Origin of the sequence: Pseudomonas sp. F01002 (assembly GCF_004402115.1) — a bacterium.
Classification (GTDB): Bacteria; Pseudomonadota; Gammaproteobacteria; order Pseudomonadales; family Pseudomonadaceae; genus Aquipseudomonas; species Aquipseudomonas frigoris.
In genome coordinates, this window is the sequence record NZ_SOPU01000037.1 from 1 (window position 1) to 23,161 (window position 23,161).

Below are 23,161 nucleotides of genomic sequence, written 5' to 3' on the forward strand. Positions count from 1 at the left end.
GGCTAGTGGGCTGAGGTTTTTCAGGGCTTGGACGAGCATGGCGGCACTCCGGTCGGTGAAAGGCGATGGAGTGATTTAAGGCCTGGAGCGGGAGGGTTGGCTACTGTCAGAAATAACAGGTTGGCGTAGATTTACGACGAGTGGTCAGTAGAGTGAGCAGCTTCAATAATCGTTTTTGTAGACAGAGGTTTTAAATAATCCAGGCACTTAAAAATAAAGTTCCCTATGTCGTGCCTTGTCGTGAATGATTAACTCCTCCGTTTATCACGATATAGCCGCTATAAAGCTTGCAATGAGCTATCCGTAATTGTTCCCGAAAAAGTTGTCTCTACCGGTCCGATGAGAAAGACAGGTCCCACGCCATCCCATTGAACCGTTACGGTTCCACCGTCACATTCAACCTCAACGGAATGGTCTAACAAACCACGACGAATTCCGTTAACAGCGGCGCCACAAGAGCAGGAACCTGAGCCGAGCGGAATACCTCCCCAGCGCTCCCAAATGCGCAACCGAATATGCTTTCGGTTAATGATCTGGACGAAATGCACGTTCGTCCTGAGGGGGAATAGGGGATGGGTTTCGATTGTCGGGCCGATTGTCGCTATATCAAGGGCTGTTAGATCATCCACAAAATAGGTGCAGTGAGGATTTCCCATGCTGCAAGCTGTTGGGTCACCAGCAAGAGGCAAAGCAGCAGTGTCCAGTTCCAGAGCCAGGGGAATATCTGACCAGCTGAAGAGCGGTTCCCCCATGTTGACGGCAATTGCGCCGGTAGAGGTTCGTTCGCAAGTGAGTAGACCACGGTTGGTTCGGAGCGCTATCGAAGTGGTATTTGATTCGCGCATCAGCATATCCGCGGCACCCCGCGTTGCACTGCCACAAACGTCCAGCGTGGAGCCATCTGCATTCCAAAACATCAAACGCGCATCTGCATCATCGCAATCGAGCACCACCGCGAGTTGATTGAATCCGACTCCTCGGTTCCGATCACCCATTCGCCGAGCCAGGGTACTTGTCATTGGATTGGCCGCGTTTCGCGAGTCCACAATAACGAAGTCATCGCCATTGGCGTGCATTTTATGAAAGCTCAGCGGCATAAATAGATCCTGACGGAATTGACGTTTAAAGGCGATTTAGCCCCAATTCGGTGTTCTGATCCGTATTTTCCTGCGCTATCTGCATCTGTAACGCGCACAGCCACCGGCTCACAATAACGGCACGCTCCACAGTCACGTTAGCCACTGCACCGCAAACTCATAATGTAGGAGGCCCAATGGGCAAGATGGCGATTTTCCTGGGTGGATTTCTGGTGTTAACCATTTTGATTGGTGCCCTAGCCACGATCTCTCCCGCTTAGTCCTTTCTGCGATCAAACATCCTCCCGCCAGCGCCGCGCCTGAACGACCAGCGCCGGCGCAAAGTGCAGCACGACCATTCGAACCAGGTGATGGGTCAGGATGAACACCACGTTCAGCCCGCCACTAAAGGCGACGAGGGCGATGGTTTCGATGGCGCCAGGCATGTAAATCGAACACGGCGGCGAGTGCGCCCGGATACACGGCTAACACGGAGTCCTTCGGGTTCCATCCCGATACTCTGAGCAGCCACAAACCGGCCACGGTGCTCTGGACCATCAAGCCCAGCAGCATGAAGCCAGGCTGGGCAACATGGCGGCCGTCGTTTGGCTGTTCCACGAGGTGAACATCAGACCGGTCGCGATCCCCAACACGATTTGCACGTAGCCAAGGCTGAAGGGCAGCGTGGGGGAAAAACGCAAATTGCTGGCGATCAACGTGGTGGCGAGTATCGAACCCAGCAACAGGCCATGGGGCATTCCGGCGTATTGCAGCGCGGTGCCGACGCCGGTGGCGATCAGCAAACACAGGAGGGTTTTCATGGTGTTGATGAGTCTTCCTTGATTCTTGTTGAACCCAACGCTTGCATCCGGGCCACGCACGTTTTCCCATCTGACGGCGTGAAGCGTCAAGTGACAAAAAGCACAACGCCTCCACAGTGGGAGGCGTTGCAGTTTCAGCACTACCGCTCGTGTTACTTAACGTCGAAGCGATCCAGGTCCATCACTTTGGCCCAGGCTGCGACGAAGTCTTTCACGAACTTCTCCTGCGCATCAGCGGTTGCATAGACTTCCGCCAACGCACGCAGCTGCGCATTTGAGCCGAAGACAAGGTCGACACGGGTGCCTGTCCACTTCACTTCGCCGGTTTTGCGATCGCGCCCTTCAAACTCCTCGTTAGCGTCCGAAACCGGTTTCCATTCCACGCCCATATCCAGCAGGTTTTTGAAGAAGTCGTTGGTCAACGCTTCCGGCTGCTGGGTGAACACACCGTGTCTGGTTTGCCCGACGTTGGTGTTCAGCACGCGCATGCCGCCAATGAGCGCGGTCATTTCCGGCGCGGTGAGGCTCAGCAGTTGCGCCTTGTCGATCAACAGCTGCTCGGCCGCTACGCTGTATCTGCCTTTGAGGTAGTTGCGGAAACCATCGGCGATGGGTTCGAGGAAGCCGAAAGACTCCACGTCAGTCTGCTCTTGGGAGGCGTCCATCCGTCCTGGTGTGAACGGCACTGTCACGGTTTGACCGGCATTTTTCGCTGCCTGTTCGACGCCGGCGTTACCGGCCAGCACGATCAGGTCTGCCAGCGAGATCTTCTTGCCGCTGTTGTTGAATTCGCTCTGGATACCCTCGAGTTTCGCCAGCACGTTCGCCAATTGCTCAGGCTGGTTGGCCTGCCAGAACTTCTGCGGGGCCAGACGCAGGCGCGCACCGTTGGCGCCGCCGCGTTTGTCGGAGCCGCGGAAGGTCGAAGCCGCCGCCCAAGCCGTTGATACAAGCTGCGAGACGGTCAGGCCCGAGGCGAGGAGTTTGCTCTTGAGTGCGGCGACGTCACTGTCGTTGACCAGGGCATGGTCGACCGCTGGAATCGGGTCTTGCCACAGCAATTCTTCGCTCGGGATTTCCGGGCCAAGGTAGCGGGAGAGGGGACCCATGTCGCGGTGGATCAGCTTGAACCAGGCGCGGGCGAACGCGTCGGCCAACTGGTCTGGATTGGCCAGGAAGCGCCGCGAAATCGGTTCATAGATCGGGTCGAATCGCAGCGACAGGTCGGTGGTCAGCATGGTCGGATTACGACGCTTGGAAGGGTCGTGAGCATCCGGAATGATGCCGGCCCCGGCGCCGTTTTTCGGTATCCACTGGTTCGCACCGGCCGGGCTTTTGCTCAGCTCCCACTCGAAGCCGAACAGGTTTTCCAGATAGTTGTTGCTCCACCGGGTGGGCGTGGTGGTCCAGGTTACTTCCAGGCCGCTGGTGATGGTGTCAGGGCCCTTGCCGGTGCCGAAGCTGTTCTTCCAGCCAAAGCCTTGGGCTTCGAGGCCAGCGGCTTCGGGCTCGGCGCCGACGTTGTCGGCAGGTCCGGCGCCGTGGGTCTTGCCGAAGGCGTGGCCGCCGGCGATCAGTGCCACGGTTTCTTCGTCATTCATTGCCATGCGCGCGAAGGTTTCGCGAATGTCCTTCCCGGCCGCGACCGGGTCGGGGTTGCCTTCCGGGCCTTCCGGATTGACGTAGATCAGGCCCATTTGCACGGCGGCGAGCGGGTTTTCCAGGAAGCGCCCCTGGTCGGTGCGGCTCTCCTCATTTTCCCCCGGCTCAGCAACGAGTGGTCCTTCGCCGGGCTCTTGCATGGGTTCCTTGTGTTTGCCGTAGCGGGTGTCGCCGCCCAGCCATTTGTTTTCCGAGCCCCAGTAGACGTCCTCATCCGGTTCCCAAACGTCCGGACGGCCACCGGAAAAACCAAAGGTCTTGAAGCCCATGGACTCCAGCGCGACGTTGCCGGTAAGGACGATCAGATCTGCCCAGGAAATTTTACGACCGTACTTTTGCTTGATCGGCCAGAGCAGCCGGCGTGCCTTGTCGAGGCTGACGTTGTCCGGCCAACTGTTGAGCGGCGCGAAGCGTTGCTGACCGGAACCGGCGCCACCACGACCGTCACCGGTGCGGTACGTACCGGCGGCGTGCCAGGCCATACGAATGAAGAGTGGCCCGTAGTGACCGAAGTCCGCCGGCCACCAGTCCTGGGAGTCGGTCATCAACGCAGTCAGGTCGCTTTTGACCGCTTCAAAGTCCAGGCTTTTGAATGCTTCGGCATAGTTGAAGCCCTCGTCCATGGGGTCGGACAGGGACGAGTGCTGATGGAGGATCTTCAGATTCAGTTGGTTCGGCCACCAATCGCGGTTTGTCGTGCCACCGCCAGCGGCGCTAATGAACGGGCATTTCGATTCGTTTGCCATGTGTGAGCTACCTTTGGTCGTATTCATCCGGCTATCCGGCCCAGCGTGGGCGTTAAATAGCAACGAGCGAAACCAATGACACAGGCTGCAGGGCCAGCAGTTTGATCAACTGATTGTTTTGATCACACGGGAATTCTGAACAGCGGCAATCGAGTTGCCTGCACGGTGGCCTACGGCAGGTTTAGTCAGGCTTCTGACCCATTCCTATCTCCTTATCAGCTCTTGACCGGCCAGCTTAGGGGGCCGGCGCTCGAGTAAGGTTAGACCCCAGTTGGGAAGTCAGCTAATAGGGGGAGTATTAGGTCGTGATAGGCAGAGTCTTTTACTGGTATCAGGGAGTTTTTCTCGGCAACGTTGGGGCCTCATCGCGGGCAACCACGCTCCTATAGGAGTAGAGCTTGCTCGCGATGAGGCCATCACAAACACAGAAGCTTTCACAGCTGTGTGCTATTTACCGCTAAACATCGCCGGCCTGCGCTCTGCGAAGGCAGTTAGCCCTTCAGTGAAATCGGCGCTTTCGCAGGCCTGTCGCCGCAGTTCCGCAATCTGCTCCATCGCCTGCACGGGCATTGGTTGCAGGTCTTCCAGAATGCGCAATTGTTCCTTCACCGCCGCAATGGCCAGCGGCGCTTTGGCGGCGATGCCTTGGGCCAATTCGAGCGCGGTCGATTCCAGCGCATCGCTGTCGACCAGCCTGTTCACCAAACCAAACCTTTCAGCCCGTTCGGCATCCAGTTTCTGCGCCGTGAAGAACATTTCCTTCAGCACGTGGATCGGTAAATTGTTGAAGAACCGCAACAACCCGCTGGTGGTGTAGGGCAGGCCGATGTTTGCCGGAGTCATCGCGAAGCTTGCACTGTGGTCGGCAACGACCAGGTCGCAGCTCATGGCCAGGTCGACCGCTCCACCCCAGACCGAGCCGGAAATCAGGGCGATCACCACGCCGGGGTAGGCGCGGATGCGGCGCAATACCTGTTCGAGGGGTTTGCCGTAGGCAATCGGGTCGCGGTCGTGTTGCAGTTCGCGTATGTCGTGGCCGGCGCTCCATACCGGCTGGCCCACTTCGCTGCCGAGTATCACCACGGGGATGCGTTGGGAGGCGAGGGTGGTGAGGCTTTCGTCGAGGGATGCCAGCAACTGCGCGCTGAGGGCGTTGCGGTGGGAGGCGTTGCTGAACACCACCCGCGCGATGCGTTCATCGACGATGTTGACGGTCACGGTGGCGGAGGAGGTCGGGTTCATTGGGCGGTTCCTGTTGATTGTGCGGGCGAATCGTCGGTGTCCTGAAACACGACCTTGGCGGCGAGCAGTGCGTTGATCGATGCGGCATCGAAACCGACTTCGCGCAGGACTTCGATGGTGTGTTCGCCCAGGAGCGGCGGCGGGCGGCTGGCGGCGCCGTCAGTAGCGCTAAACACCGGTGTCACCACCTGACGCAATGCGCCCAGTGTCGGGTGCGTGAGTGTCTCGGTCAGTTGGCTGTGCAGCACTTGCGGGTCGTCGAACACTTCGTCGAGCGTGTTGATCGGACCGGCGGGTAATCCTGCCTCGACGAACAGCGTGGTCCATTCGAGTTTGCTGCGGGTTCTCAAGCGGCTTTCCAGAATCTCCCGCAACTCGTCACGCCGTTCGACTCGTGCTTCGTTGGTGGCAAATCGCGGGTCATCCGGCAACTCAGGCAAATCGAGCAGCACGCACAAACGCCCCCACATGGCCGAGGTGATCGGCGCCAGATTGAGCGGGCCGTCCAGCGTCTGGAACACACCGTAAGGCGCAATCACCGAATGCGCATTGCCGGTACGACGCGGCACATCACCCAAGCTGAGATAGCGCTGACCGTGCACACTCAACAGCCCGACCAGGCTGGCCAGCAACGACGTGCTGACGTGCTGGCCTTGCCCGGTCGTCGAGCGTTCCAGCAGGGCCGCCAATACCGCCGTCACCAGCCACATGCCCGAGGTCAAATCGCCGATGGCGGTGCCGGTACGCGTCGGGTCGCCATCGACGAAACCGGTCAGGCTCATCAGTCCCGAATAACCCTGGGCAATCTGGTCGAAACCCGGCCAACTGCTCATCGGCCCGTCCGTGCCAAAGGCGTTGATGCTGCCCATGATCAGTCGCGGATTGCGGGCGCTGAGCACGTCATAGCCCAGGCCCATGCTGTCGAGGGTGCCGGGTTTGAAGTTCTCGATGACGACGTCGGCGTCATCGATCAGGCGCTGGATCGTGGCCAATCCCTGGGGATTGCGGAAGTCGATGCACAGGCCGCGCTTGTTGCGGTTGCACGACAGGTAGTAAGTGCTTACGCCCCGGTCGAACGGGCCCCAGGTGCGGCTCATGTCGCCGGTCGGGCCGGGCTCGACCTTGATCACATCGGCACCGAGGTCCGCCAGCACCATGGTGCAGAAAGGCCCCGACAGTGCGCGACTCAGATCAACAATCTTCACGCCTTGCAACGCTTGCATAGGGTTCTCCAATGAATGTTCAGGTGCGCGTTATTGCGGCAAGGTTTGATCACGGGTTTCGACGGCAAACGGCAGGATCAGAATGCCGACCACAAAGGCCGCGGCCGTCCAGGCGATGGGCGCGCCGAGCGAGCCGTACCAGTGAATCGCAGCGGCCAGCAGGAAGTTGACGCCCGCGCCGATAAAGCGGCCGACCGAGGCATTGAAGGCGAAGGCCGTGGCGCGGATGCGGGTCGGATACTGCTCGGGCAGCCAGAGCGAGAAAATCGCGAAGTTGCCGCCGAAGAAGCCGAGGAATACCAGCGACACCATGAACAGATGAAGGCCATCGTCCATGTAGAACACCCAGCCGAACGCGACGATGATCGATGCCGCCATGCCGGCGAAATAGATCCCCAGCGCAACCCGTCGACCCAGTCGTTCGGCCAGCCAGGGCGCCACGAGGCAACCCAGAATCGTGCTGAGCGACAGCACCGCCGCACCGATGGAGGCGAGGTGCACCGCGCCGACTTGATCGATACCCGCCTGGGTGGCCAGCGTGACGACGGCCGTCGCTTCGTACACCGAGCCGGCCCACAAACCAACGATGGCGACCCCGACCAATAAAGAGCTGGTCAGCGTGCGGCGCCGAAAGGCCGGGGCAAAGATTTCCCACCACGACGCGAGGGTTGCAGGCTTCAACTCGGGGGTTTTGAGGTTGAGCGCAGCGTTGCGCACCTGGCCAGGCTCTTTCACTTTCAGCGCGGTATAGATCGCAATGAACGCCGGGAACAGGCCGCAGAGAAACATCACGCGCCAGCCATAGGTGGCGCCAACGGTGTAGTTCAGCAGCGCGGCAATGAAGAAGCCAAAGTAATAGCCGGTTTGCAGATAACCCGCGCCCATCTTGCGCCGGTCTTCCGGCCAGCTTTCGGCCACATAGGTGCCGGCGAGTGCCCACTCGCCGCCGACGCCGATCCCGGCGATCAGTCGGAACGCCGCGAGCTGCCAGATGTTCTCCGAGAACGCCGCCGCACCGGTAAACAGCGAGTAGACCAGGATGCTGGCGGCCAGCATCTTCACCCGGCCAAAGCGGTCGGCGAGCGGTCCCCAGATGAACGACATCCCCCAGCCGATCAGAAACAGCCCGAACGTGATCGACCCATACATGGCGATGTTGGTGGCGGTGGGCTCAATGCCCGAGGCGGGCAGCAGCTCGGTCAGGGCAGGAATCAGAACCAGGGCGAAGATCACCGAATCCACCCCATCCAGAACCCATCCTACGTAGACCGTCCAGAAGCCACGAATCTGCTCGCGGGTCAGGGGCGTTTTGATGGGCTTCACGCCCGTTGCTGATGCTGTTAATGCTCTAGACATTAAGATCTCCCATTGACCTTGATCAGGCCTATAGAAGCGCTGCTTGCCGGTGACGGCCGTTGGCGCTTCGTTTGTTGTGAGACGAGTCTAGGCGTCGTATCTCATAAGCTTCAAATATGATATTCCTCTGCTTCCATCGGAAAGTTATATGGCTTTGGAGGGATGCATGGACCTGCGCCAGTTGCGGTATTTCATCAAAGTCGTCGAGTGCGGCAACATCACTCGGGCCAGCGAAGCGCTGCATATCGCGCAGCCCGCGATCAGCCAGCAGATGCGTAATCTGGAACTGGACATGGACATGCAACTGCTCGAGCGCAGCGTGCAGGGTGTCGTGCCGACCGCGGCCGGGCAGACGTTGTATCGGCATGCCATCGAACTGCTGCGCCAGGCCGACGGCACCCAGGAACTGCTGCGTCAGGACGCCGAATTCCCGCAGGGCAAAGTGTCGGTGGGCATGCCGTCTAGTACCGCCCGCATGTTGGCGATTCCGCTCGCACGCACGATTCGCAGTCGCTATCCGGGTATCAAACTGGAGTTGATCGATGCACCGAGCGCCGACCTGGGGCGCCTGATCACGGTGGGGCGGGTGGCGCTGGCGGTGAATGTCGATGCGGTCGAAACCCGTGGCATGGCCATGCAGCGGCTGTTCACCGAAACGCTGTACCTGGTGGCGTGGCCCGAGTTTTCATTACCGGATGGACCGGTGTCGATCGAGGCGTTGGCGAAGATGCCGCTGGTGCTGCCCTGTGCGCCGAACACGATTCGCAGCCGGGTCGAGTCGGCCTTCCAGGAGGCTGGCCTGCACTGTGAGGTTGAGTTCGAGGCCAACTCCACGGACCTGCTGTTCTCGGCTGTCCTGGCCAAACTGGGCGTGACAATCCTGCCGTGGGCGGCCGCCCATGTTGAACTTGAGCAACACAGGCTCAAACTGGCCAGGATCGATCATCGACTGTTTACCCGTGATCTTTCGCTGTGCTGGCATGACACGGTCGTCGAGAGCAACGCGGTGCAAAAGGTCAAAGCGACCATTTTTGAACTGTTCGAGGAATTTGGCCGGCAGTCGGGGTGGGCGGCTGCGTAGTGACGAGCCCGATTGCGCTGCGGATTGTTTGACGAGGGAGCAACCGTTCTAATTCACCCGATAAGAAAAACCGATACCCGCTTAAGGATTTCCCAGAGGCGGGGCAGGCACCTGCGGCTTTAGAGTCACGCCCAACATTCGAATGTCGGGCGGCCTTATGGCCAGCAACCCTTCCCAAGCATGTCGGAATTTCTACAAAAATAAGAAGGTGAAAGCATGAGTAACGAAACGGTCGATATCAAAGCGTGGATCGACAACCGGCCGGTTGCCCGATACCAGTGGCTCATCATGAGCCTGTGTTTCTTCATTGTTCTGTTCGATGGCTTCGACGTCGCGGTCATGGGGTTTATTGCCCCTTCGCTGATTCAGGAGTGGGGGCTTTCCAAAGCGGCGTTTGGACCGGTGATGAGCGCCGGCATGGTCGGTCTGGCCATCGGTGCCTTGACGGCTGGCCCGTACGCCGACCGCTTGGGTCGCAAGAAGGTTCTGCTGTTTGCCGTGACCGGTTTCAGCGTACTGAGCCTGGCGTGTGCGTTTGCCCGCAATCCTTATGAACTGGCGGCCTTGCGCTTGTTGACTGGCGTGGCGCTGGGCGCCGCGCTGCCCAACACCACCACGCTGCTGTCCGAGTATTTGCCTGAGCGCAATCGTTCGCTGTTCATCACCATTATGTTCACCGGATTCAACATGGGCTCGGGGATGGGCGGTTTGCTCGCTGCCTGGCTGATTCCGAGTCACGGCTGGCAATCGGTGCTGCTCGCCGGAGGGATTCTGCCGCTGGTGCTGCTGCCATTCCTCTGGCTGCTGTTGCCCGAGTCGGCACGATTTCTGGCGGCTCGCAATGCGCCGGCCAGCCAGATCGCCAAGGTGCTGAACAAGTTGGGCGGGACCTTCACGGCCGCCACGAAATTCATCATGACGGAACCCCAGACTCAGCAAAAAGCGCCGTTGAGCATGCTGTTCACCGAGTCCTATCGGTTCGGCACCCTCGCGCTCTGGTTGACCTACTTCATGGGCCTGCTGGTGATCTACCTGACCATGGGCTGGATGCCGACGTTGTTGCGCGAAGGCGGTTTGTCCATCGAACGGGCGGCCACCATCACCGGCCTGTTCCAGATCGGCGGCACCGTCGGCGCGATCGTGGTCGGCTGGGCCATGGACCGGCGTAATCCGAACACGGTCATTGCCACCTCTTATGCCCTGGGCGGCGCGTTTATTCTGCTGCTGGGGGCCTTCAGCCTGGAGTCGAGCCTATTGGCCTTTGGCGTGATTGCCGCGGGTTTCTGCATGAGCGGTGCGCAGACCGGTCTCAACGCGTTTGCGCCCGGTTACTACCCGACCGATTTCCGCGCCACCGGTGTGAGCTGGATGCTCGGCATCGGCCGCTTCGGGGCTATCTTTGGTTCTCTCATCGGCGGTGCGGTGCTCAGCCTCGGGCTGGAGCTGCCGTTGCTCTTCGCTATGTTGGGCTTGCCGGCCTTCATCGCGGCACTGGCGATCCTGGCCAACGGTCATGCGCGGCGCCGGGTCAGTCAGACATTGCTGACACAATAATCTTTTTCGAACAAAGGAACTCGTCATGGCACGCATCATCGGTGGCCTCGCTGTATCTCACACTCCCACGATCGGCTTCGCGGTCGATCACGATAAACAGAATGAGGCGGCCTGGGCGCCGATTTTCGAAGGCTTCGAACCGATCAAGGTCTGGTTGAAGGAGCAGCAACCGGATGTGTTGTTCTACATCTTCAATGACCATGTGACGTCGTTTTTCTTCGACCACTACGGCGCGTTTTCCCTTGGGGTCGACGAGCGTTACGAGGTCGCCGACGAGGGCGGCAATCCACGCTCGCTGCCTTCGATCGGCGGGCATGCGGCGCTGTCGCGGCACATCGGCGAAAGCCTGATGGCCGACGAATTCGACATGAGCTTCTTCCGTGACAAGCCGCTGGATCACGGCTTCTTCTCGCCGATGTCGGCGCTGTTGCCTTGCACACCTGACTGGCCGGTGGAGATCGTGCCGCTTCAAGTCGGCGTGCTGCAATTCCCGGTGCCTAGCGCGTTGCGTTGCTACAAATTGGGGCTGGCCTTGCGCCGGGCGATTGAAAGCTACCCCGAAGACCTGAAGGTGGCCATCGTCGCCACCGGTGGCGTGTCCCATCAGGTGCATGGCGAGCGGTGCGGTTTCAACAACCCGCAGTGGGATGAGCAGTTCATTGATTTGCTGGTCAACGACCCGGTGCGCCTGACCGAAATGACCTTGGCCGAGTACGCCACCCTCGGCGGCCTGGAAGGTTCGGAGGTGATCACCTGGCTGATCATGCGCGGCGCGTTGTCGGCCACGGTGAAAAACCTGCATCAGGACTACTACCTGCCGTCGATGACCGGCATTGCAACCTTGCTGTTGGAGAATCAGGACCGGCCCGTTCCTGCCGAGGTCAACGCACGGCACTTGCAGCATATGCAGCACCAGTTGGCCGGCATCGAGAAACTCGAGGGGACGTATCCGTTCACGCTGGAACGCAGCGCCAAGGGGTATCGCCTCAACAAATTTCTGCACCGCATGATCGAACCCAAGTGGCGTCAGCGCTTTCTCGAGGCGCCCGAAGCGCTGTTCGATGAAGGCGGGCTGAGCGACGAGGAACGCGATCTGCTGCGACGTCGCGACTGGCGTGGGTTGATTCATTACGGAGCGATCTTCTTCGTCCTGGAAAAACTCGCTGCGGTCCTAGGGATTCCCAATCTGCAGGTCTACGCGGCGATGCGCGGGCAAAGTCTGGAGGAGTTCATGAAAACCAGAAATCAGCAGGTGCTGTACTCGGTGGCGGGCAAAGCCCATCGCTGATCATTCGGGGCTCAACGCTCCAACAGTCTTGGGCGGCTCATTCTGAGCCGCCATCGCAACGAATTTGATTGACCTCACTGTGCCCGGCACTTCCGGGCGCAGGGCATTTCTTTACCCAAAAATCGGAAAACAATAACAATGAAAATCACCGTTAATCCTCGAATCCTCTTTACGCTGGCCGTCGTTTGCGCGCTTCCTGTGGAGGGCTCGGCCGCAGGTTTTCTGGACGATGCCAGCGCGAACCTGAACCTGCGCAACTTCTACATCAACCGCAATTTCACCAACCCGGCCTACCCACAGGGCAAGGCCGAGGAGTGGACCCAGAGCTTCATCCTCGACATCAGGTCCGGTTTCACTCAAGGCCCGGTTGGCTTCGGGGTGGATGCGTTGGGGCTGTACTCGGTGAAGCTCGACGGCGGCAAAGGCACGGGCGGTACGCAACTGTTGCCGATCGACGGCGACGGGCGTCCTGCCGACGACTTCGGCCGATTGGCGGTGGCCGGGAAAATGAAAGTAGGGAAAACCGAATTGAAGGTCGGTGAATGGATGCCTGTGCTGCCGATCCTGCGTTCCGACGATGGCCGTTCACTGCCGCAAACTTTTCAGGGCGGGCAAATCACCTCGCAAGATATCGATGGCCTGACGCTGTACGGCGGTCAGTTCCGCCAGAACAGCCCGCGCAACGACTCGAGCATGGAAGACATGTTCATGCAGGGCAAAACGGCGTTCACCTCTGATCGTTTCAACTTCGTCGGCGGGGAATACAGTTTCAACGAAAAACGCACGATGATCGGTGTGTGGAATGCTGAGCTCAAAGACATTTACCAGCAGCAGTATCTGCAACTGGTCCACAGTCAGCCGCTCGGCGCCTGGACCCTCGGCGCGAATCTGGGCTACTTCTGGGGCCGCGAGGACGGCAGCGCCCGCGCCGGCGACCTGGACAACCGAACCTTCTCGGCGCTGCTGTCGGCCCGTTATGGCGGCAACACGTTCTACGTCGGCTTGCAGAAACTCAGCGGCGATAATGCGTGGATGCGGGTCAACGGCACCAGCGGCGGCACCCTGGCCAACGACAGCTACAACAACAGCTACGACAACGCCCGGGAGAAATCCTGGCAGCTGCGTCATGACTACAACTTCGTCGCCCTCGGTGTGCCTGGCCTGACCCTGATGAACCGCTATATCAGCGGTGACAACGTGCACGTCGGGGCGGTCAGCGATGGCAAGGAATGGGGCCGTGAATCGGAGCTGGCTTACACGGTGCAGAGCGGCACCTTCAAGAGCCTCAACATGCGCCTGCGTAACTCCAGCATCCGCCGCGATTACAGCACCAACGAGTTCGACGAAAACCGCTTGATCGTCAGCTATCCATTGCGCTTGCTCTAAAGCCATAACGCCAGCTGCTACATAGCGGATTGCTCACGGATCACCCGACGAATCATGTCCATCAGGGCTTGAGCCACCGGTGAGTGCAGGCAGCCGTTGCGGTAGGTCAGGCCGATGGCCCGGGTGGTCTGTTTCAGTACCAGCGGCAGGATGCACAGCTCGCCGGAGGCAATCTCCTGTTCGAGCTGGTGAGCGGACACCGCCGCGAGCATGTCCGAGCGCAGCAACAGGCCGCGAATGATCGCCATGTCACCGCTTTCCACCACCGGCCGCGGCGCCGCGATGCCGAACCCGGAGAAACACTCATCGAGCATTTGACGGGCCGGGGAACCGGCGCGGGGCAGCACCCATTGGGCACCGCTGAGTTCGTCGTGCAGGTCGGTTTTCGCGTAAAGCGGGTGACCACGTCGTGCCAGTACCACCATTTCTTCCGTGAGCAGTGACTCGCCGACGAGATCGCTGGCATAGGCCGCCGAGCGCAACGCGCCGAAAATGAAATCCACATCGCCGGCGCGCAATTCGGTCGCGAGCAGATCGAAAGGGCTCTCGTTGGTGATCACCTGGATACCCGGATGCTCGGCCATCAGGCGCACGATGGCTTCGGGCAATATCCGCGTGCGGCCCAGGGGCAGGGCGCCGACCTGCACCACGCCTTGCAGGGCGCCGCGGATGGCGGTGATGTCAGTCTCGATGTGGCGCAATTCGTTCAGCGCCCGGCGGATCGGGAACAGGATTTCATGGCTGGCACGGGTCGGCTGCAACCCGCGAGGCGTACGTTCAAACAGCGTCTGACCACAGCCACTTTCCAGCACCTTGAGGGTCGAGCTGACGGCGGGTTGGCTCAGCCCGAGGAGACTGGCCACGGTCTGCATGTGATGGGTTTCACAGAGTTTGACGAACACTTGCAGGCGCCGGGCCTGGAATAGATAAAGCGGCTCGACCGCCTGTTTTTCCCCACCACCCAACAGCTTCGGCACGGTGTCCAGTTCTGCCAGCACGCGCCGTGCCCGGGGCAACAGTCGCTCGCCAAAGTCGGTCAATCGCATACCGTTGGCGTGCCGTTCGAACAAGGGCACGTCAAGCCGGGCCTCCAGTTCGGAAATCGACCGGGTCACCACCGACTGAGCGCGAAACAGGGCGACAGAGGCTTTGGAAACGCTCCCATGATCGGCCACCCGGACGAAGGCCCGCACGTGCATCAGGCTGGGAAGTTCACTGGGTTCCATGGGGCTCATGCTCTGAAGGTCCGCGTTTGAGCCGGACTATGCCTTTGCCCTGATGGGGTGGCAATAAAAAAAACGCATACCTCGAACACTCGAACGCATTACTCCGGTGGTGTGTGCGGGTGCGATGCTCTTTCGAAACGCAGGAGGAGCACCCGCAATGATCGAGTCACCGAAAAACGCGCTGGTCGTCAGCGCACACTCTGCCGATTTCGTCTGGCGTGCGGGCGGTGCCATCGCGCTGCATACGCAGCAGGGATACGCCGTGCACATCGTCTGTCTGTCCTTCGGCGAGCGCGGCGAGTCCGCCAAGCTGTGGCGCAAGGGCGACATGAGCGAAGAGAAAGTCAAAGCCGCGCGCCGCGAGGAAGCCCAGGCCGCCGCCGATATTCTGGGCGCCAGCGTCGAGTTCTTCGACATCGGCGACTACCCGATGCGCGCCGATAAAGAAACGCTGTTTCGCCTGGCCGATGTGTTTCGCAAGGTCCAGCCGGAATTCGTCCTCAGCCACTCGCTGAAAGATCCCTACAACTACGATCACCCACTGGCGATGAACCTGACGCAAGAGGCGCGCATCATCGCCCAGGCCGAAGGCTACAAACCGGGCGAGAAGATCGTTGGCGCACCGCCGGTGTACAGCTTCGAACCGCACCAGCCCGAGCAGTGCGAATGGCGCCCGGATGTGCTGCTGGACATCACCGAGGTCTGGGACAAGAAGTACGCCGCCATCCAGTGCATGGCCGGCCAGGAACATCTCTGGGAGTACTACACCCGCGTCGCCCTGCAACGCGGCGTGCAAGCCAAGCGCAACGTCGGCATCACCTCCGGCCGTAACATCGTTTATGCCGAGGGCTACCAAAGCATCTTCCCGCGCGTGACGGAGAATCTGGCATGAGCGAACTGATCGGAAAAACCGGCATCGTGGTCCGCAACATTGACAGGGCCGAGGCTGCGCTAGTCGATGAGCTGAGTCGCTACGGTGTCGCCACCATTCATGAAGCGCAGGGGCGCAAAGGCCTGCTGACGTCGTCGATCACGCCGATTCAGCAGGGGACCGTGATCAGTGGTTCGGCGGTCACGGTGCTGGTAGCCCCCGGCGATAACTGGATGTTCCATGTGGCCGTCGAGCAATGTCGCCCGGGCGATATTCTGGTGGTTGCCCCGAGCTCGCCGTGTACCGATGGCTACTTCGGTGATCTGTTGGCGACCTCGCTCAAGGCGCACGGTGTGCGCGCGCTGGTGATCGATGCTGGCGTGCGGGACACCCATACGCTGCGGGAAATGGGCTTCCCGGTCTGGTCCCGCGCCATCAGTGCCCAGGGCACGATCAAAGAGACACTGGGCTCGGTCAACCTTCCCATCGTTTGCGCCAGTCAGTTGGTGCTTCCGGGCGATGTCGTCGTCGCCGATGACGACGGTGTGGTCATCGTGCGTCGCGACGAAGTCGCGCAAGTTGTCGAAGCCAGCCGCGCCCGCGCGGATCTGGAAGAGCAGAAAGCCCTGCGCCTGGCCAAGGGTGAGTTGGGGCTCGACATCTACAACATGCGTTCGCGTCTGGCCGAAAAGGGTTTGCGATACGTCGACAGTCTCGACGAACTCGGAGACTGAACATGGGACAGACACGCATTCCCTGCCTGCTGATGCGCGGGGGGACGTCGAAAGGGGCGTACTTCCTGGCCAGCGACCTGCCTGAGCAACCGGCGCTGCGCGACCGTGTGTTGCTGGCGGTGATGGGGTCGCCGGACGGGCGTCAGATCGATGGCATCGGTGGCGGCGACTCGCTGACCAGCAAGGTGGCGATCGTCAAACCTTCCACCCGCGCTGAGGCCGATGTCGATTACCTGTTCGCGCAAGTGCTGGTCGAGGAACCTCGTGTCGATTACGGCCAGAACTGCGGCAACATCCTCGCCGGCGTGGGGCCGTTCGCCATCGAACGTGGGCTGGTGAAGGTCACCGGCGCCATCACCCCGGTGCGGATCTTCATGGAGAACACCGGGCAAATGGCAGTGGCCCATGTGCCCACACCCAATGGTTTCGTTAGCTATTCAGGCGGGGCCCGGATCGATGGGGTACCGGGCTACGCCGCGCCGTTGATCGTCGAGTTCGAGGATGTCGCCGGCTCCAGTTGTGGAGCGCTGCTGCCAACCGGCAACGTTGTCGATGTGTTCGACGGTGTCGACGTCACCTGCATCGATAACGGCATGCCGGTGGTGCTGATCCGCGCTGAAGATTTGGGTTGCAGCGGCTATGAGAGCCCTGAACAACTGGATACCGACACTGAGCTGAAAGACCGAATCGAATCGATCCGCTTGCAGGCCGGAACACAAATGCATCTGGCCGATGTACGCCAGCGTAACGTGCCGAAAATGTGCCTGGTTGCGCCAGCCCAAGCGGGCGGGGCGCTGAGCACCCGCACCTTCATTCCTCATCGTTGCCACACCAGCATCGGCGTGTTCGGGGCGGTCAGTGTCGCGGCTGCCTGCTTGATCAAGGGCAGTGTGGCGGCAGGTCTGGCCTGTGTCGATGCGGGTGAAGTGAAGCGACTGTCGGTCGAGCACCCGACGGGAGAGTTCACCGTGGAGCTGCGCCTGCGCGACGGGCAACTGGCGGGTTGCGGGTTGATGCGCACCGCGCGGCTGCTGTTCGAGGGTGTCGTGTGCATCCCCGACAGCCTCTGGTCCACTAATCCTTAACGCGATCTGTAGCAGCTGCCGAAGGCTGCGTCCGGCTGCTACAAGGGGAGCCTTCGTGATGGGTCATCGTGAGATAGACTCAACAGCGGACATCCGACGGTGGGAGTGACAGCTGTGGCGGAACTTAGATGGACTCGCTGATCACGGCCGCAGCGCAGGCGCTGGCGGCGGGTGATCCGCTCGGCGCGCTGAACCGGGTTGCGTTGCGCGACGATGCGCCGGCGCTGGCGTTGCGCGGTATTGCTATGGCGCAACTCGGCGATCTGGTGCGAGCCAAGGCGCTGGTGCAGAGGGCCGCAAGGGCCTTCGGTCCGAAGGAGGCCTTGGCTCGGGCGCGCTGTGTGGTCGCTGAGGCCGAGATCGCGCTGGCCTCCCGGGAACTGGGCTGGCCGGTGAAGGCACTCGAGTCGGCGCGGGTGACGCTTGAGACGCACGGCGATCGAGTGAACGCCGCTCATGCGCGGTATCTGCAGATACGGCGTTTGCTGCTGATCGGGCATCTCGCAGAGGCCGACGTGCTGCTCGCCGAGCTGGACCCCCCGCCATTGCCGCCGGCATTGCGCGCCGCCCACGAACTGGTCGTGGCCGGGATCGCGATGCGACGACTCGAGACGAACAAGGCGCGGTCTGCACTCACAAGGGCCGAGCACGCCGCGCGCGACGCCGATATTCCTGCGCTGACGGCCGAGGTGGAAAACGCTGCCCTTGTCCTGGACACGCCCGTCGCGCGTTTGATTGCCTATGGCGAAGAACGGCCGTTGTTGCTGGAGGAGGTTGAAGCGTTACTCGCGTCCACGTCGATGGTCGTGGACGCCTGTCGCTACGTCGTGCGTGGTGCCGGCATGTCGGTTTCCCTCGCCACACGCCCGGTCTTGTTTGCCCTCGCACGAGCACTGGCCGAAGCGTGGCCGGCCGACGTGTCGAGGGAAACGCTGATTACCCGGGCCTTTCGTTTGAAGCACGCCGATGAGTCCCTTCGCGCACGGTTGAGAGTCGAAATCGGACGACTGCGCGCGGCGCTGAAACCCTTGGCTGGCGTCACTGCAACCCAACGTGGTTTTGCGCTGGTTTCGCTGGTTGCCTCTGACGTTGTGGTGCTGGCGCAACACGTCGAAGAGAAGCACGCGGAGGTGTTCGCTTTCCTCGTCGACGGTGAGTCGTGGTCGAGCTCGGCCCTGGCACTGGCCCTCGGTGCCAGCCAGCGGACGGTGCAACGGGCACTCGAGGAACTGGCCCGCGCGGGCAAGGTGCAGTCGTTCGGTCGCGGCCGGGCACGTCGCTGGATGACCCCGCCGGTGCCGGGTTTCGCGACGACCTTGTTACTCCCGGTTCCGTTGCCGGGTGACTAGGATGAACGCCACCCACCCGTAACGAGGAATGCCAACATGAAACAGTCAGCAGCCCAAATCCTCCGTGAATATGGACCCTTTGCCGGTGTCGACAAGGTGCATGGCGTCACCTGGGACGGCCAGCACGTGTGGTTTGCCACCGGCGACAAACTCAACGCCCTGGACCCTGAAAGTGGCAAGACACTGCGTTCAATCGATGTCGCCGCCCATGCCGGCACCGCCTTCGACGGCCAGCACCTGTTCCAGATCGCCGAGGATCGCATCCAGAAAATTGACCCGCAGACCGGTAGTGTACTCGCGACTATCCCGGCACCTGGCGGCAGTGACTCAGGGCTGACGTGGGCGGAAGGGACGCTGTGGGTCGGTGAGTATCGGGATCGCAAGATCCATCAGATCGATCCCGAGACCGGCGCGATTCTGCGCACTCTTGAATCCAACCGCTTTGTCACCGGGGTGACCTGGGTCGAGCGTCAACTGTGGCATGGCACCTGGGAAGAAGACGAGAGTGAGCTACGCCATATCGATTCGACCACCGGCGAGGTGCTGGAGAGCGTGAAGCTGCCTGCCGGCGTCGGGGTGTCGGGGCTTGAATCGGATGGCGGCGATCAGTTTTTCTGCGGCGGCGGTGGCAGCGGAAAGGTGAGGGCGGTGCGGCGCCCCAGATGAGGCGCCGCTCAATCACTCAAGGCGCCCCAAACAACATCGTCCAGTAAACCCCCTCATCACTGCGCGCGTCCGCCGCATAGGCTGCACCCATCTGGGTAAACATCGGGTTCATCAGGTTGGCGCAATGCCCGGGGCTGGCCAGCCAGCCCGACATGGCCTTGCTCGGTGAGCCCTGGCCGGCAGCGATGTTCTCGCCGATCTGCCGGCCACGGAAACCAGCGGCTCTCGCCCGGTCCGCGGGCATATCACCGTCGGGGTCCTGGTGGGCGAAGTAGTTGCCGTAGGCCATCGCCTTGGTGTGGCCTTGCGCCGCAGCGCCCAAGGCGGCGTTCCAGGCCAATGGTCGTGCGGCGGCGAAGCGCTGACGACCGCAGAGCCGCGGCTTTGAGCGTGCCGCATTGACCTGTGCCAGCAACGCTTTGCTGACGGCTCGCGAATCACCCACGCGACTGTCCAGCACGGGCTGCGCCAGCACCACCTGCCACTCACTTCGGGCGCGACTGACGCCAATGTCGGCGTATTGGGTATCGAGCAGCGCCCCGCAGTAATCACTCTGGAGCATGTCGAAGGCCTCATCGGCATCCTGCGCACCGACCACACGAATCGTGCGCACGGTCACCGCCTGATAGCCGGACGCTTTCAATCGATCGCGCAAACCGCCGCCGTAGCCGATCGGCAAGGCCAGGTTCGACTTCAACGCCAGCGGCGATAACGCCCGACCCGCGCGCCCCGAGCAGCGATCGGGGTGAGCGCGGTAGTCGTTGATGGCTTCCACCAACTGCCTTTCGGCACCGGCATGGGCGGGGTTGGCGAACAGGGAAAACAGAGGAATTAAACAGAGCGAGGCAACGCGAACGGACAGGCGGGTTTGGCGCATGGATGAATAGCTCTGAGCGGGCAAGTGGAATTCACGGCTCGGCTATGACTGGCGCTTCAACACAAGGTTCACGGGCGAAAGAGACATATTTGCGGTGGGGTCAGTGCGTCCGCCAAAGAGGACAGGGAGGTATCGTATGATGGCTTCTTTTTACCCGTCACAAGGATCCACCCATGCCGTTAAGCAAACGCGATCAGGCGCACATCGAGCGTCGCCTGATTGCCACCCTGACCGAGGCGTGTGAGACGGCCAAAGTGGACATCCTCGGGTTCTGCTGGCTGACCCACGAGATCGATTACGACCTGTTTCCCTCCAGTCTGCGGGTCATCTGGGTCTTCGATACGCAGGCCAACAAGGATCAGGCGCTGGCCAGTGGGCAGGGCGAGCGCATGGTCGAGTTGACCGCCAATGCGTTAAACGAAGCGGACGTTCTCGTCAGCCCAATATCGGCCCATGTGCAGTTCGATTCTGAAGAAGCCTGCCAGCGCGCCAATGGCGGAAACTGGCAGCAACGCTTGTCGCGCTCGCTTACTTCGAAAACTTTCGCGCCCCGGCCACGCAAAGGATCACCGCGACGGTAACCCCCAGCATGCCGATGCTGACGTGCTCGTGAAGCAGGGTGGCCGCCAGCGCCAAACCAAAAAACGGCTGCAGCAGTTGCAGCTGGCCGACGGCAGCAATCCCCCCTTGGGCCAACCCGCGGTACCAGAATACGAAACCGATCAGCATGCTGAAGAGCGATACGTAAGCCAGGCTGAACCACGCGGATGGGGTAATTCCCGAGAACGAAGCAGGGGCCATAAACCAGGTCAGCGGGACCATGACGGGCAGCGACAGCACCAATGCCCAAGAGATGACCTGCCAGCCTCCCAGTGTTCTTGAAAGCTTTGCGCCTTCTGCATAACCCAGCCCGCAGGCGAGGATGGCCAGCAGCATGAGAATGTCGCCTGTCGGCGAAGCGGTCAGGCCTTGCGAGACGGCAAATCCCACGACCAACGCGCTGCCCAGCACCGAGAAGAACCAGAACACCGGTCGCGGACGTTCCCCTCCGCGCAATACGCCGAACACCGCAGTGGCGAGTGGCAACAAGCCAACGAAGACGATGGAATGCGCCGACGTCACGTACTGAAGCGCCAGCGCCGTCAGCAGCGGAAATCCTACTACAACGCCCATTGCCACGATCGCCAAGGGCAAAAGCTGACGTTTGGCGGGACGTTTTTCTTTAAACAGCACCAGCATGCAAAGCGCCAGAAGCCCGGCAATCGCCGCTCGGGCAACGGTCAGGAAAACCGGGTCGAATTCCAGCACGGCCAACCGTGTGGCCGGCAGCGAGCCGCTGAAAATCAGTACGCCGATAAATCCGTTGAGCCATCCGCTCGCGGTCTTTTCCGTTATTGGGTTTTGCAGGGTCCGTTCCATATGAGGGCACTCTCAATTTGCAGAGATCCATCGTATGATCGACTATCACTACAATCAAAAAATTGTCATGGATACATCTCGACATGCCTCGTTCACGGTACAAGTCATTAGTGGATGCTTTTGCGGCTGACATCCGGTCAGGCCGATTGTTGCCGGGCACGCGCTTGCCGACACACCGCCAGCTGGCGGCAACAGAAGGGCTGGCGCTGGTGACCGCCAGTCGGGTCTATGCAGAGCTCGAGGCCATGGGCCTGGTCAGCGGCGAGACGGGGCGAGGCACGTTCGTGCGGGAGACGTCGTTGCCGCCGGGCTTGGGTATCGACCAGAAAAACGTCGCTGTGGGCATGACCGACCTCAACTTCAACTATCCCTCGCTGCCAGGGCAGGCAGAGCTCTTGCGAAATGCACTGCGCCAGCTCGCCTCGGGCGGAGATCTGGAATCCTTGTTGCGCTACCAGCCACACGCCGGGCGTCTGCATGAGCGTGCTTCTGTTGCACGCCACTTACTCGCCCGAGGGCTGACGGTGGATGCCGAGCAAGTGTTAATGGTCAGTGGCGCCCAGCATGGGCTGGCCGTGACGATGATGGCGCTGCTGCAACCCGGTGATGTGATTGCAGCGGATGCGCTGACCTATTCAGGATTCATCGTGCTGGCCGAAGCCTTGCACCTTGAAATCGTGCCCATTCCCGTGACCGAACAGGGACCTGATCTGAAGGCGCTGGATAGTCTGTGCCGGAGTCGCCGCGTGCGGGCGGTGTACACGATGCCGACGCTGCACAATCCACTGGGATGGGTGATGAGTGCCGATCAGCGCGAGTCGCTGGTCACGATTGCGCGCAGGCATGACTTGCTCATCATCGAGGACGCCGCCTATGCCTTCCTTGCCGAGAACCCGCCGGCACCGATAGCGCAACTCGCCCCCGAGCGGACCGTGTACGTTACAGGACTCTCCAAAAGCGTGGCCACGGGACTGCGCGTAGGCTTCGTCGCAGCCCCGACCGAAAAAGTGCCCGCGCTGGAGCGAACGATCAGGGCGACCACCTGGAATACCCCGGGCGTGCTGACGGCGATCGCGAGCACGTGGCTCGACGATGGCACCGTCATGCAACTGGAAGCTGAAAAACGCCAGGATGCGCAAGCCAGACAGACCATGGCCGCGGAAGTGCTGGCGGGCCTTCCGTGCATTCGCCACCCGTCGTCCTATTTTCTTTGGCTGCCGTTGTCTGAAGATGCGAGGGCAGACCAGATCGCCGCGGCGTTGCTGCGTGAAAAAGTGGCGGTTTCAACCGCCGAGCCTTTCGCCACGTCTGCTCATGTACCGCATGCGATTCGCTTGGCACTGGGGTCGGCAGAGATGGGCGCACTGCGTGAGGCGCTTGAAAAAGTGAAGTGGGTGATTGGTGCTTATTCATAGTTCGAAGTCGCCCATCAGCCTGCCGGGAATGGACCGCGAAACGGCCCGGGCGCACCGAAAAGGGCGGCCACTTCGCGGCCTGGG

Annotated in this window: 21 protein-coding genes; 11 read left to right on the forward strand and 10 right to left on the reverse strand. The window is 61.0% G+C overall.

What is annotated here, in order from left to right; translation table 11 throughout:
• Positions 1–278 precede the first annotated feature (278 nt).
• The 7 genes from dapF to E3W21_RS27905 all read right to left on the reverse strand — a co-directional run bounded on the left by dapF (position 279) and on the right by E3W21_RS27905 (position 8,093).
• The gene (gene dapF / locus E3W21_RS27880; RefSeq protein ID WP_134422798.1) at positions 279–1,097 is read right to left on the reverse strand and encodes a diaminopimelate epimerase; all 819 of its coding nucleotides are present in this window, start codon (positions 1,095–1,097) and stop codon (positions 279–281) included.
• A 272-nt stretch (positions 1,098–1,369) separates the two neighbouring features.
• On the reverse strand, positions 1,370–1,522 hold the full coding sequence (locus tag E3W21_RS32175) for an AbrB family transcriptional regulator (protein WP_305955715.1): 153 nt from the start codon (positions 1,520–1,522) through the stop codon (positions 1,370–1,372).
• A gap of 111 nt (positions 1,523–1,633) precedes the next feature.
• The gene (locus tag E3W21_RS32180; RefSeq protein WP_305955716.1) at positions 1,634–1,897 is read right to left on the reverse strand and encodes a hypothetical protein; all 264 of its coding nucleotides are present in this window, start codon (positions 1,895–1,897) and stop codon (positions 1,634–1,636) included.
• Positions 1,898–2,049: 152 nt separating this feature from the next.
• Entirely contained in the window at positions 2,050–4,305 is a 2,256-nt protein-coding gene (katG, locus tag E3W21_RS27890; protein ID WP_134422800.1) for a catalase/peroxidase HPI, read from the reverse strand.
• A gap of 447 nt (positions 4,306–4,752) precedes the next feature.
• Positions 4,753–5,547, reverse strand: coding sequence for a methylmalonyl-CoA decarboxylase (gene scpB, locus E3W21_RS27895; RefSeq protein WP_134422802.1), 795 nt, complete (start codon positions 5,545–5,547; stop codon positions 4,753–4,755).
• Positions 5,544–6,770: a CaiB/BaiF CoA-transferase family protein gene (locus E3W21_RS27900; RefSeq protein WP_134422804.1), complete on the reverse strand. Its 1,227-nt coding sequence runs from the start codon at positions 6,768–6,770 to the stop codon at positions 5,544–5,546. Before E3W21_RS27900 ends, scpB begins: the two co-directional genes overlap by 4 nt.
• Before the next feature lie 30 nt (positions 6,771–6,800).
• Positions 6,801–8,093 (reverse strand): MFS transporter, encoded by a 1,293-nt coding sequence (locus tag E3W21_RS27905; RefSeq protein WP_256661682.1) that lies wholly within the window; start codon positions 8,091–8,093, stop codon positions 6,801–6,803.
• 199 nt (positions 8,094–8,292) lie between these two features.
• Here E3W21_RS27905 and E3W21_RS27910 point away from each other — a divergent pair, with 199 nt between their 5' ends.
• The 4 genes from E3W21_RS27910 (at position 8,293) to E3W21_RS27925 (ending at position 13,435) form a co-directional block, all read left to right on the forward strand.
• On the forward strand, positions 8,293–9,207 hold the full coding sequence (locus E3W21_RS27910) for a LysR substrate-binding domain-containing protein (protein WP_134422808.1): 915 nt from the start codon (positions 8,293–8,295) through the stop codon (positions 9,205–9,207).
• A gap of 216 nt (positions 9,208–9,423) precedes the next feature.
• Positions 9,424–10,761 carry an aromatic acid/H+ symport family MFS transporter gene (locus E3W21_RS27915; RefSeq protein ID WP_134422810.1) on the forward strand — a complete coding sequence of 446 codons (1,338 nt, stop codon included), beginning with the start codon at positions 9,424–9,426 and terminating at the stop codon, positions 10,759–10,761.
• 25 nt (positions 10,762–10,786) lie between these two features.
• Positions 10,787–12,049 carry a gallate dioxygenase gene (locus tag E3W21_RS27920; protein WP_134422812.1) on the forward strand — a complete coding sequence of 421 codons (1,263 nt, stop codon included), beginning with the start codon at positions 10,787–10,789 and terminating at the stop codon, positions 12,047–12,049.
• 138 nt (positions 12,050–12,187) lie between these two features.
• Positions 12,188–13,435 carry an OprD family porin gene (locus E3W21_RS27925; protein WP_134422814.1) on the forward strand — a complete coding sequence of 416 codons (1,248 nt, stop codon included), beginning with the start codon at positions 12,188–12,190 and terminating at the stop codon, positions 13,433–13,435.
• 17 nt (positions 13,436–13,452) lie between these two features.
• Here E3W21_RS27925 and E3W21_RS27930 read toward each other — a convergent pair whose 3' ends face one another.
• On the reverse strand, positions 13,453–14,661 hold the full coding sequence (locus E3W21_RS27930; protein WP_134422816.1) for a LysR family transcriptional regulator: 1,209 nt from the start codon (positions 14,659–14,661) through the stop codon (positions 13,453–13,455).
• Between the two features lie 157 nt (positions 14,662–14,818).
• Here E3W21_RS27930 and galB point away from each other — a divergent pair, with 157 nt between their 5' ends.
• From galB to E3W21_RS27955, 5 genes are all read left to right on the forward strand, one after another.
• Entirely contained in the window at positions 14,819–15,553 is a 735-nt protein-coding gene (gene galB / locus E3W21_RS27935) for a 4-oxalmesaconate hydratase (protein WP_134422818.1), read from the forward strand.
• Entirely contained in the window at positions 15,550–16,266 is a 717-nt protein-coding gene (locus E3W21_RS27940) for a 4-carboxy-4-hydroxy-2-oxoadipate aldolase/oxaloacetate decarboxylase (RefSeq protein WP_134422820.1), read from the forward strand. The genes galB and E3W21_RS27940 overlap by 4 nt, the downstream gene beginning before the upstream one ends.
• Positions 16,267–16,268: 2 nt before the next feature.
• On the forward strand, positions 16,269–17,351 hold the full coding sequence (locus E3W21_RS27945) for a 4-oxalomesaconate tautomerase (protein ID WP_134422822.1): 1,083 nt from the start codon (positions 16,269–16,271) through the stop codon (positions 17,349–17,351).
• 128 nt (positions 17,352–17,479) lie between these two features.
• On the forward strand, positions 17,480–18,700 hold the full coding sequence (locus tag E3W21_RS27950) for a helix-turn-helix domain-containing protein (RefSeq protein WP_134422824.1): 1,221 nt from the start codon (positions 17,480–17,482) through the stop codon (positions 18,698–18,700).
• Positions 18,701–18,736: 36 nt separating this feature from the next.
• A complete protein-coding gene (locus tag E3W21_RS27955) occupies positions 18,737–19,366 on the forward strand; it encodes a PQQ-binding-like beta-propeller repeat protein (protein ID WP_134422826.1) in 630 nt (209 codons plus the stop codon).
• Positions 19,367–19,382: 16 nt separating this feature from the next.
• On the opposite strand, the gene E3W21_RS27960 is transcribed toward E3W21_RS27955, so the two are convergent.
• Positions 19,383–20,243 carry a CAP domain-containing protein gene (locus E3W21_RS27960; protein WP_134422828.1) on the reverse strand — a complete coding sequence of 287 codons (861 nt, stop codon included), beginning with the start codon at positions 20,241–20,243 and terminating at the stop codon, positions 19,383–19,385.
• Between the two features lie 173 nt (positions 20,244–20,416).
• Between E3W21_RS27960 and E3W21_RS27965 the strand changes: the two genes are divergently transcribed.
• Entirely contained in the window at positions 20,417–20,824 is a 408-nt protein-coding gene (locus E3W21_RS27965; protein ID WP_129445019.1) for a hypothetical protein, read from the forward strand.
• Here E3W21_RS27965 and E3W21_RS27970 read toward each other — a convergent pair.
• The gene (locus tag E3W21_RS27970) at positions 20,772–21,662 is read right to left on the reverse strand and encodes a DMT family transporter (protein ID WP_134422830.1); all 891 of its coding nucleotides are present in this window, start codon (positions 21,660–21,662) and stop codon (positions 20,772–20,774) included. The two genes, E3W21_RS27965 and E3W21_RS27970, sit on opposite strands and share 53 nt — an antisense overlap.
• 83 nt (positions 21,663–21,745) lie before the next feature.
• Here E3W21_RS27970 and E3W21_RS27975 point away from each other — a divergent pair, with 83 nt between their 5' ends.
• Entirely contained in the window at positions 21,746–23,077 is a 1,332-nt protein-coding gene (locus E3W21_RS27975) for a PLP-dependent aminotransferase family protein (RefSeq protein WP_134422832.1), read from the forward strand.
• Positions 23,078–23,161: the final 84 nt, after the last annotated feature.

Excerpts from the sequence above, each read along its gene's own strand:
- dapF (WP_134422798.1), bottom strand. The coding sequence starts at position 1,097 with ATGCCGCTGAGCTTTCATAAAATGCACGCCAATGGCGATGACTTCGTT.
- E3W21_RS32175 (WP_305955715.1), bottom strand. The coding sequence starts at position 1,522 with ATGCCTGGCGCCATCGAAACCATCGCCCTCGTCGCCTTTAGTGGCGGG.
- E3W21_RS32180 (WP_305955716.1), bottom strand. The coding sequence starts at position 1,897 with ATGAAAACCCTCCTGTGTTTGCTGATCGCCACCGGCGTCGGCACCGCG.
- katG (WP_134422800.1), bottom strand. The coding sequence starts at position 4,305 with ATGGCAAACGAATCGAAATGCCCGTTCATTAGCGCCGCTGGCGGTGGC.
- scpB (WP_134422802.1), bottom strand. The coding sequence starts at position 5,547 with ATGAACCCGACCTCCTCCGCCACCGTGACCGTCAACATCGTCGATGAA.
- E3W21_RS27900 (WP_134422804.1), bottom strand. The coding sequence starts at position 6,770 with ATGCAAGCGTTGCAAGGCGTGAAGATTGTTGATCTGAGTCGCGCACTG.
- E3W21_RS27910 (WP_134422808.1), top strand. The coding sequence starts at position 8,293 with ATGGACCTGCGCCAGTTGCGGTATTTCATCAAAGTCGTCGAGTGCGGC.
- E3W21_RS27915 (WP_134422810.1), top strand. The coding sequence starts at position 9,424 with ATGAGTAACGAAACGGTCGATATCAAAGCGTGGATCGACAACCGGCCG.
- E3W21_RS27920 (WP_134422812.1), top strand. The coding sequence starts at position 10,787 with ATGGCACGCATCATCGGTGGCCTCGCTGTATCTCACACTCCCACGATC.
- E3W21_RS27925 (WP_134422814.1), top strand. The coding sequence starts at position 12,188 with ATGAAAATCACCGTTAATCCTCGAATCCTCTTTACGCTGGCCGTCGTT.
- E3W21_RS27930 (WP_134422816.1), bottom strand. The coding sequence starts at position 14,661 with ATGGAACCCAGTGAACTTCCCAGCCTGATGCACGTGCGGGCCTTCGTC.
- galB (WP_134422818.1), top strand. The coding sequence starts at position 14,819 with ATGATCGAGTCACCGAAAAACGCGCTGGTCGTCAGCGCACACTCTGCC.
- E3W21_RS27940 (WP_134422820.1), top strand. The coding sequence starts at position 15,550 with ATGAGCGAACTGATCGGAAAAACCGGCATCGTGGTCCGCAACATTGAC.
- E3W21_RS27945 (WP_134422822.1), top strand. The coding sequence starts at position 16,269 with ATGGGACAGACACGCATTCCCTGCCTGCTGATGCGCGGGGGGACGTCG.
- E3W21_RS27950 (WP_134422824.1), top strand. The coding sequence starts at position 17,480 with ATGGACTCGCTGATCACGGCCGCAGCGCAGGCGCTGGCGGCGGGTGAT.
- E3W21_RS27955 (WP_134422826.1), top strand. The coding sequence starts at position 18,737 with ATGAAACAGTCAGCAGCCCAAATCCTCCGTGAATATGGACCCTTTGCC.
- E3W21_RS27960 (WP_134422828.1), bottom strand. The coding sequence starts at position 20,243 with ATGCGCCAAACCCGCCTGTCCGTTCGCGTTGCCTCGCTCTGTTTAATT.
- E3W21_RS27965 (WP_129445019.1), top strand. The coding sequence starts at position 20,417 with ATGCCGTTAAGCAAACGCGATCAGGCGCACATCGAGCGTCGCCTGATT.
- E3W21_RS27970 (WP_134422830.1), bottom strand. The coding sequence starts at position 21,662 with ATGGAACGGACCCTGCAAAACCCAATAACGGAAAAGACCGCGAGCGGA.
- E3W21_RS27975 (WP_134422832.1), top strand. The coding sequence starts at position 21,746 with ATGCCTCGTTCACGGTACAAGTCATTAGTGGATGCTTTTGCGGCTGAC.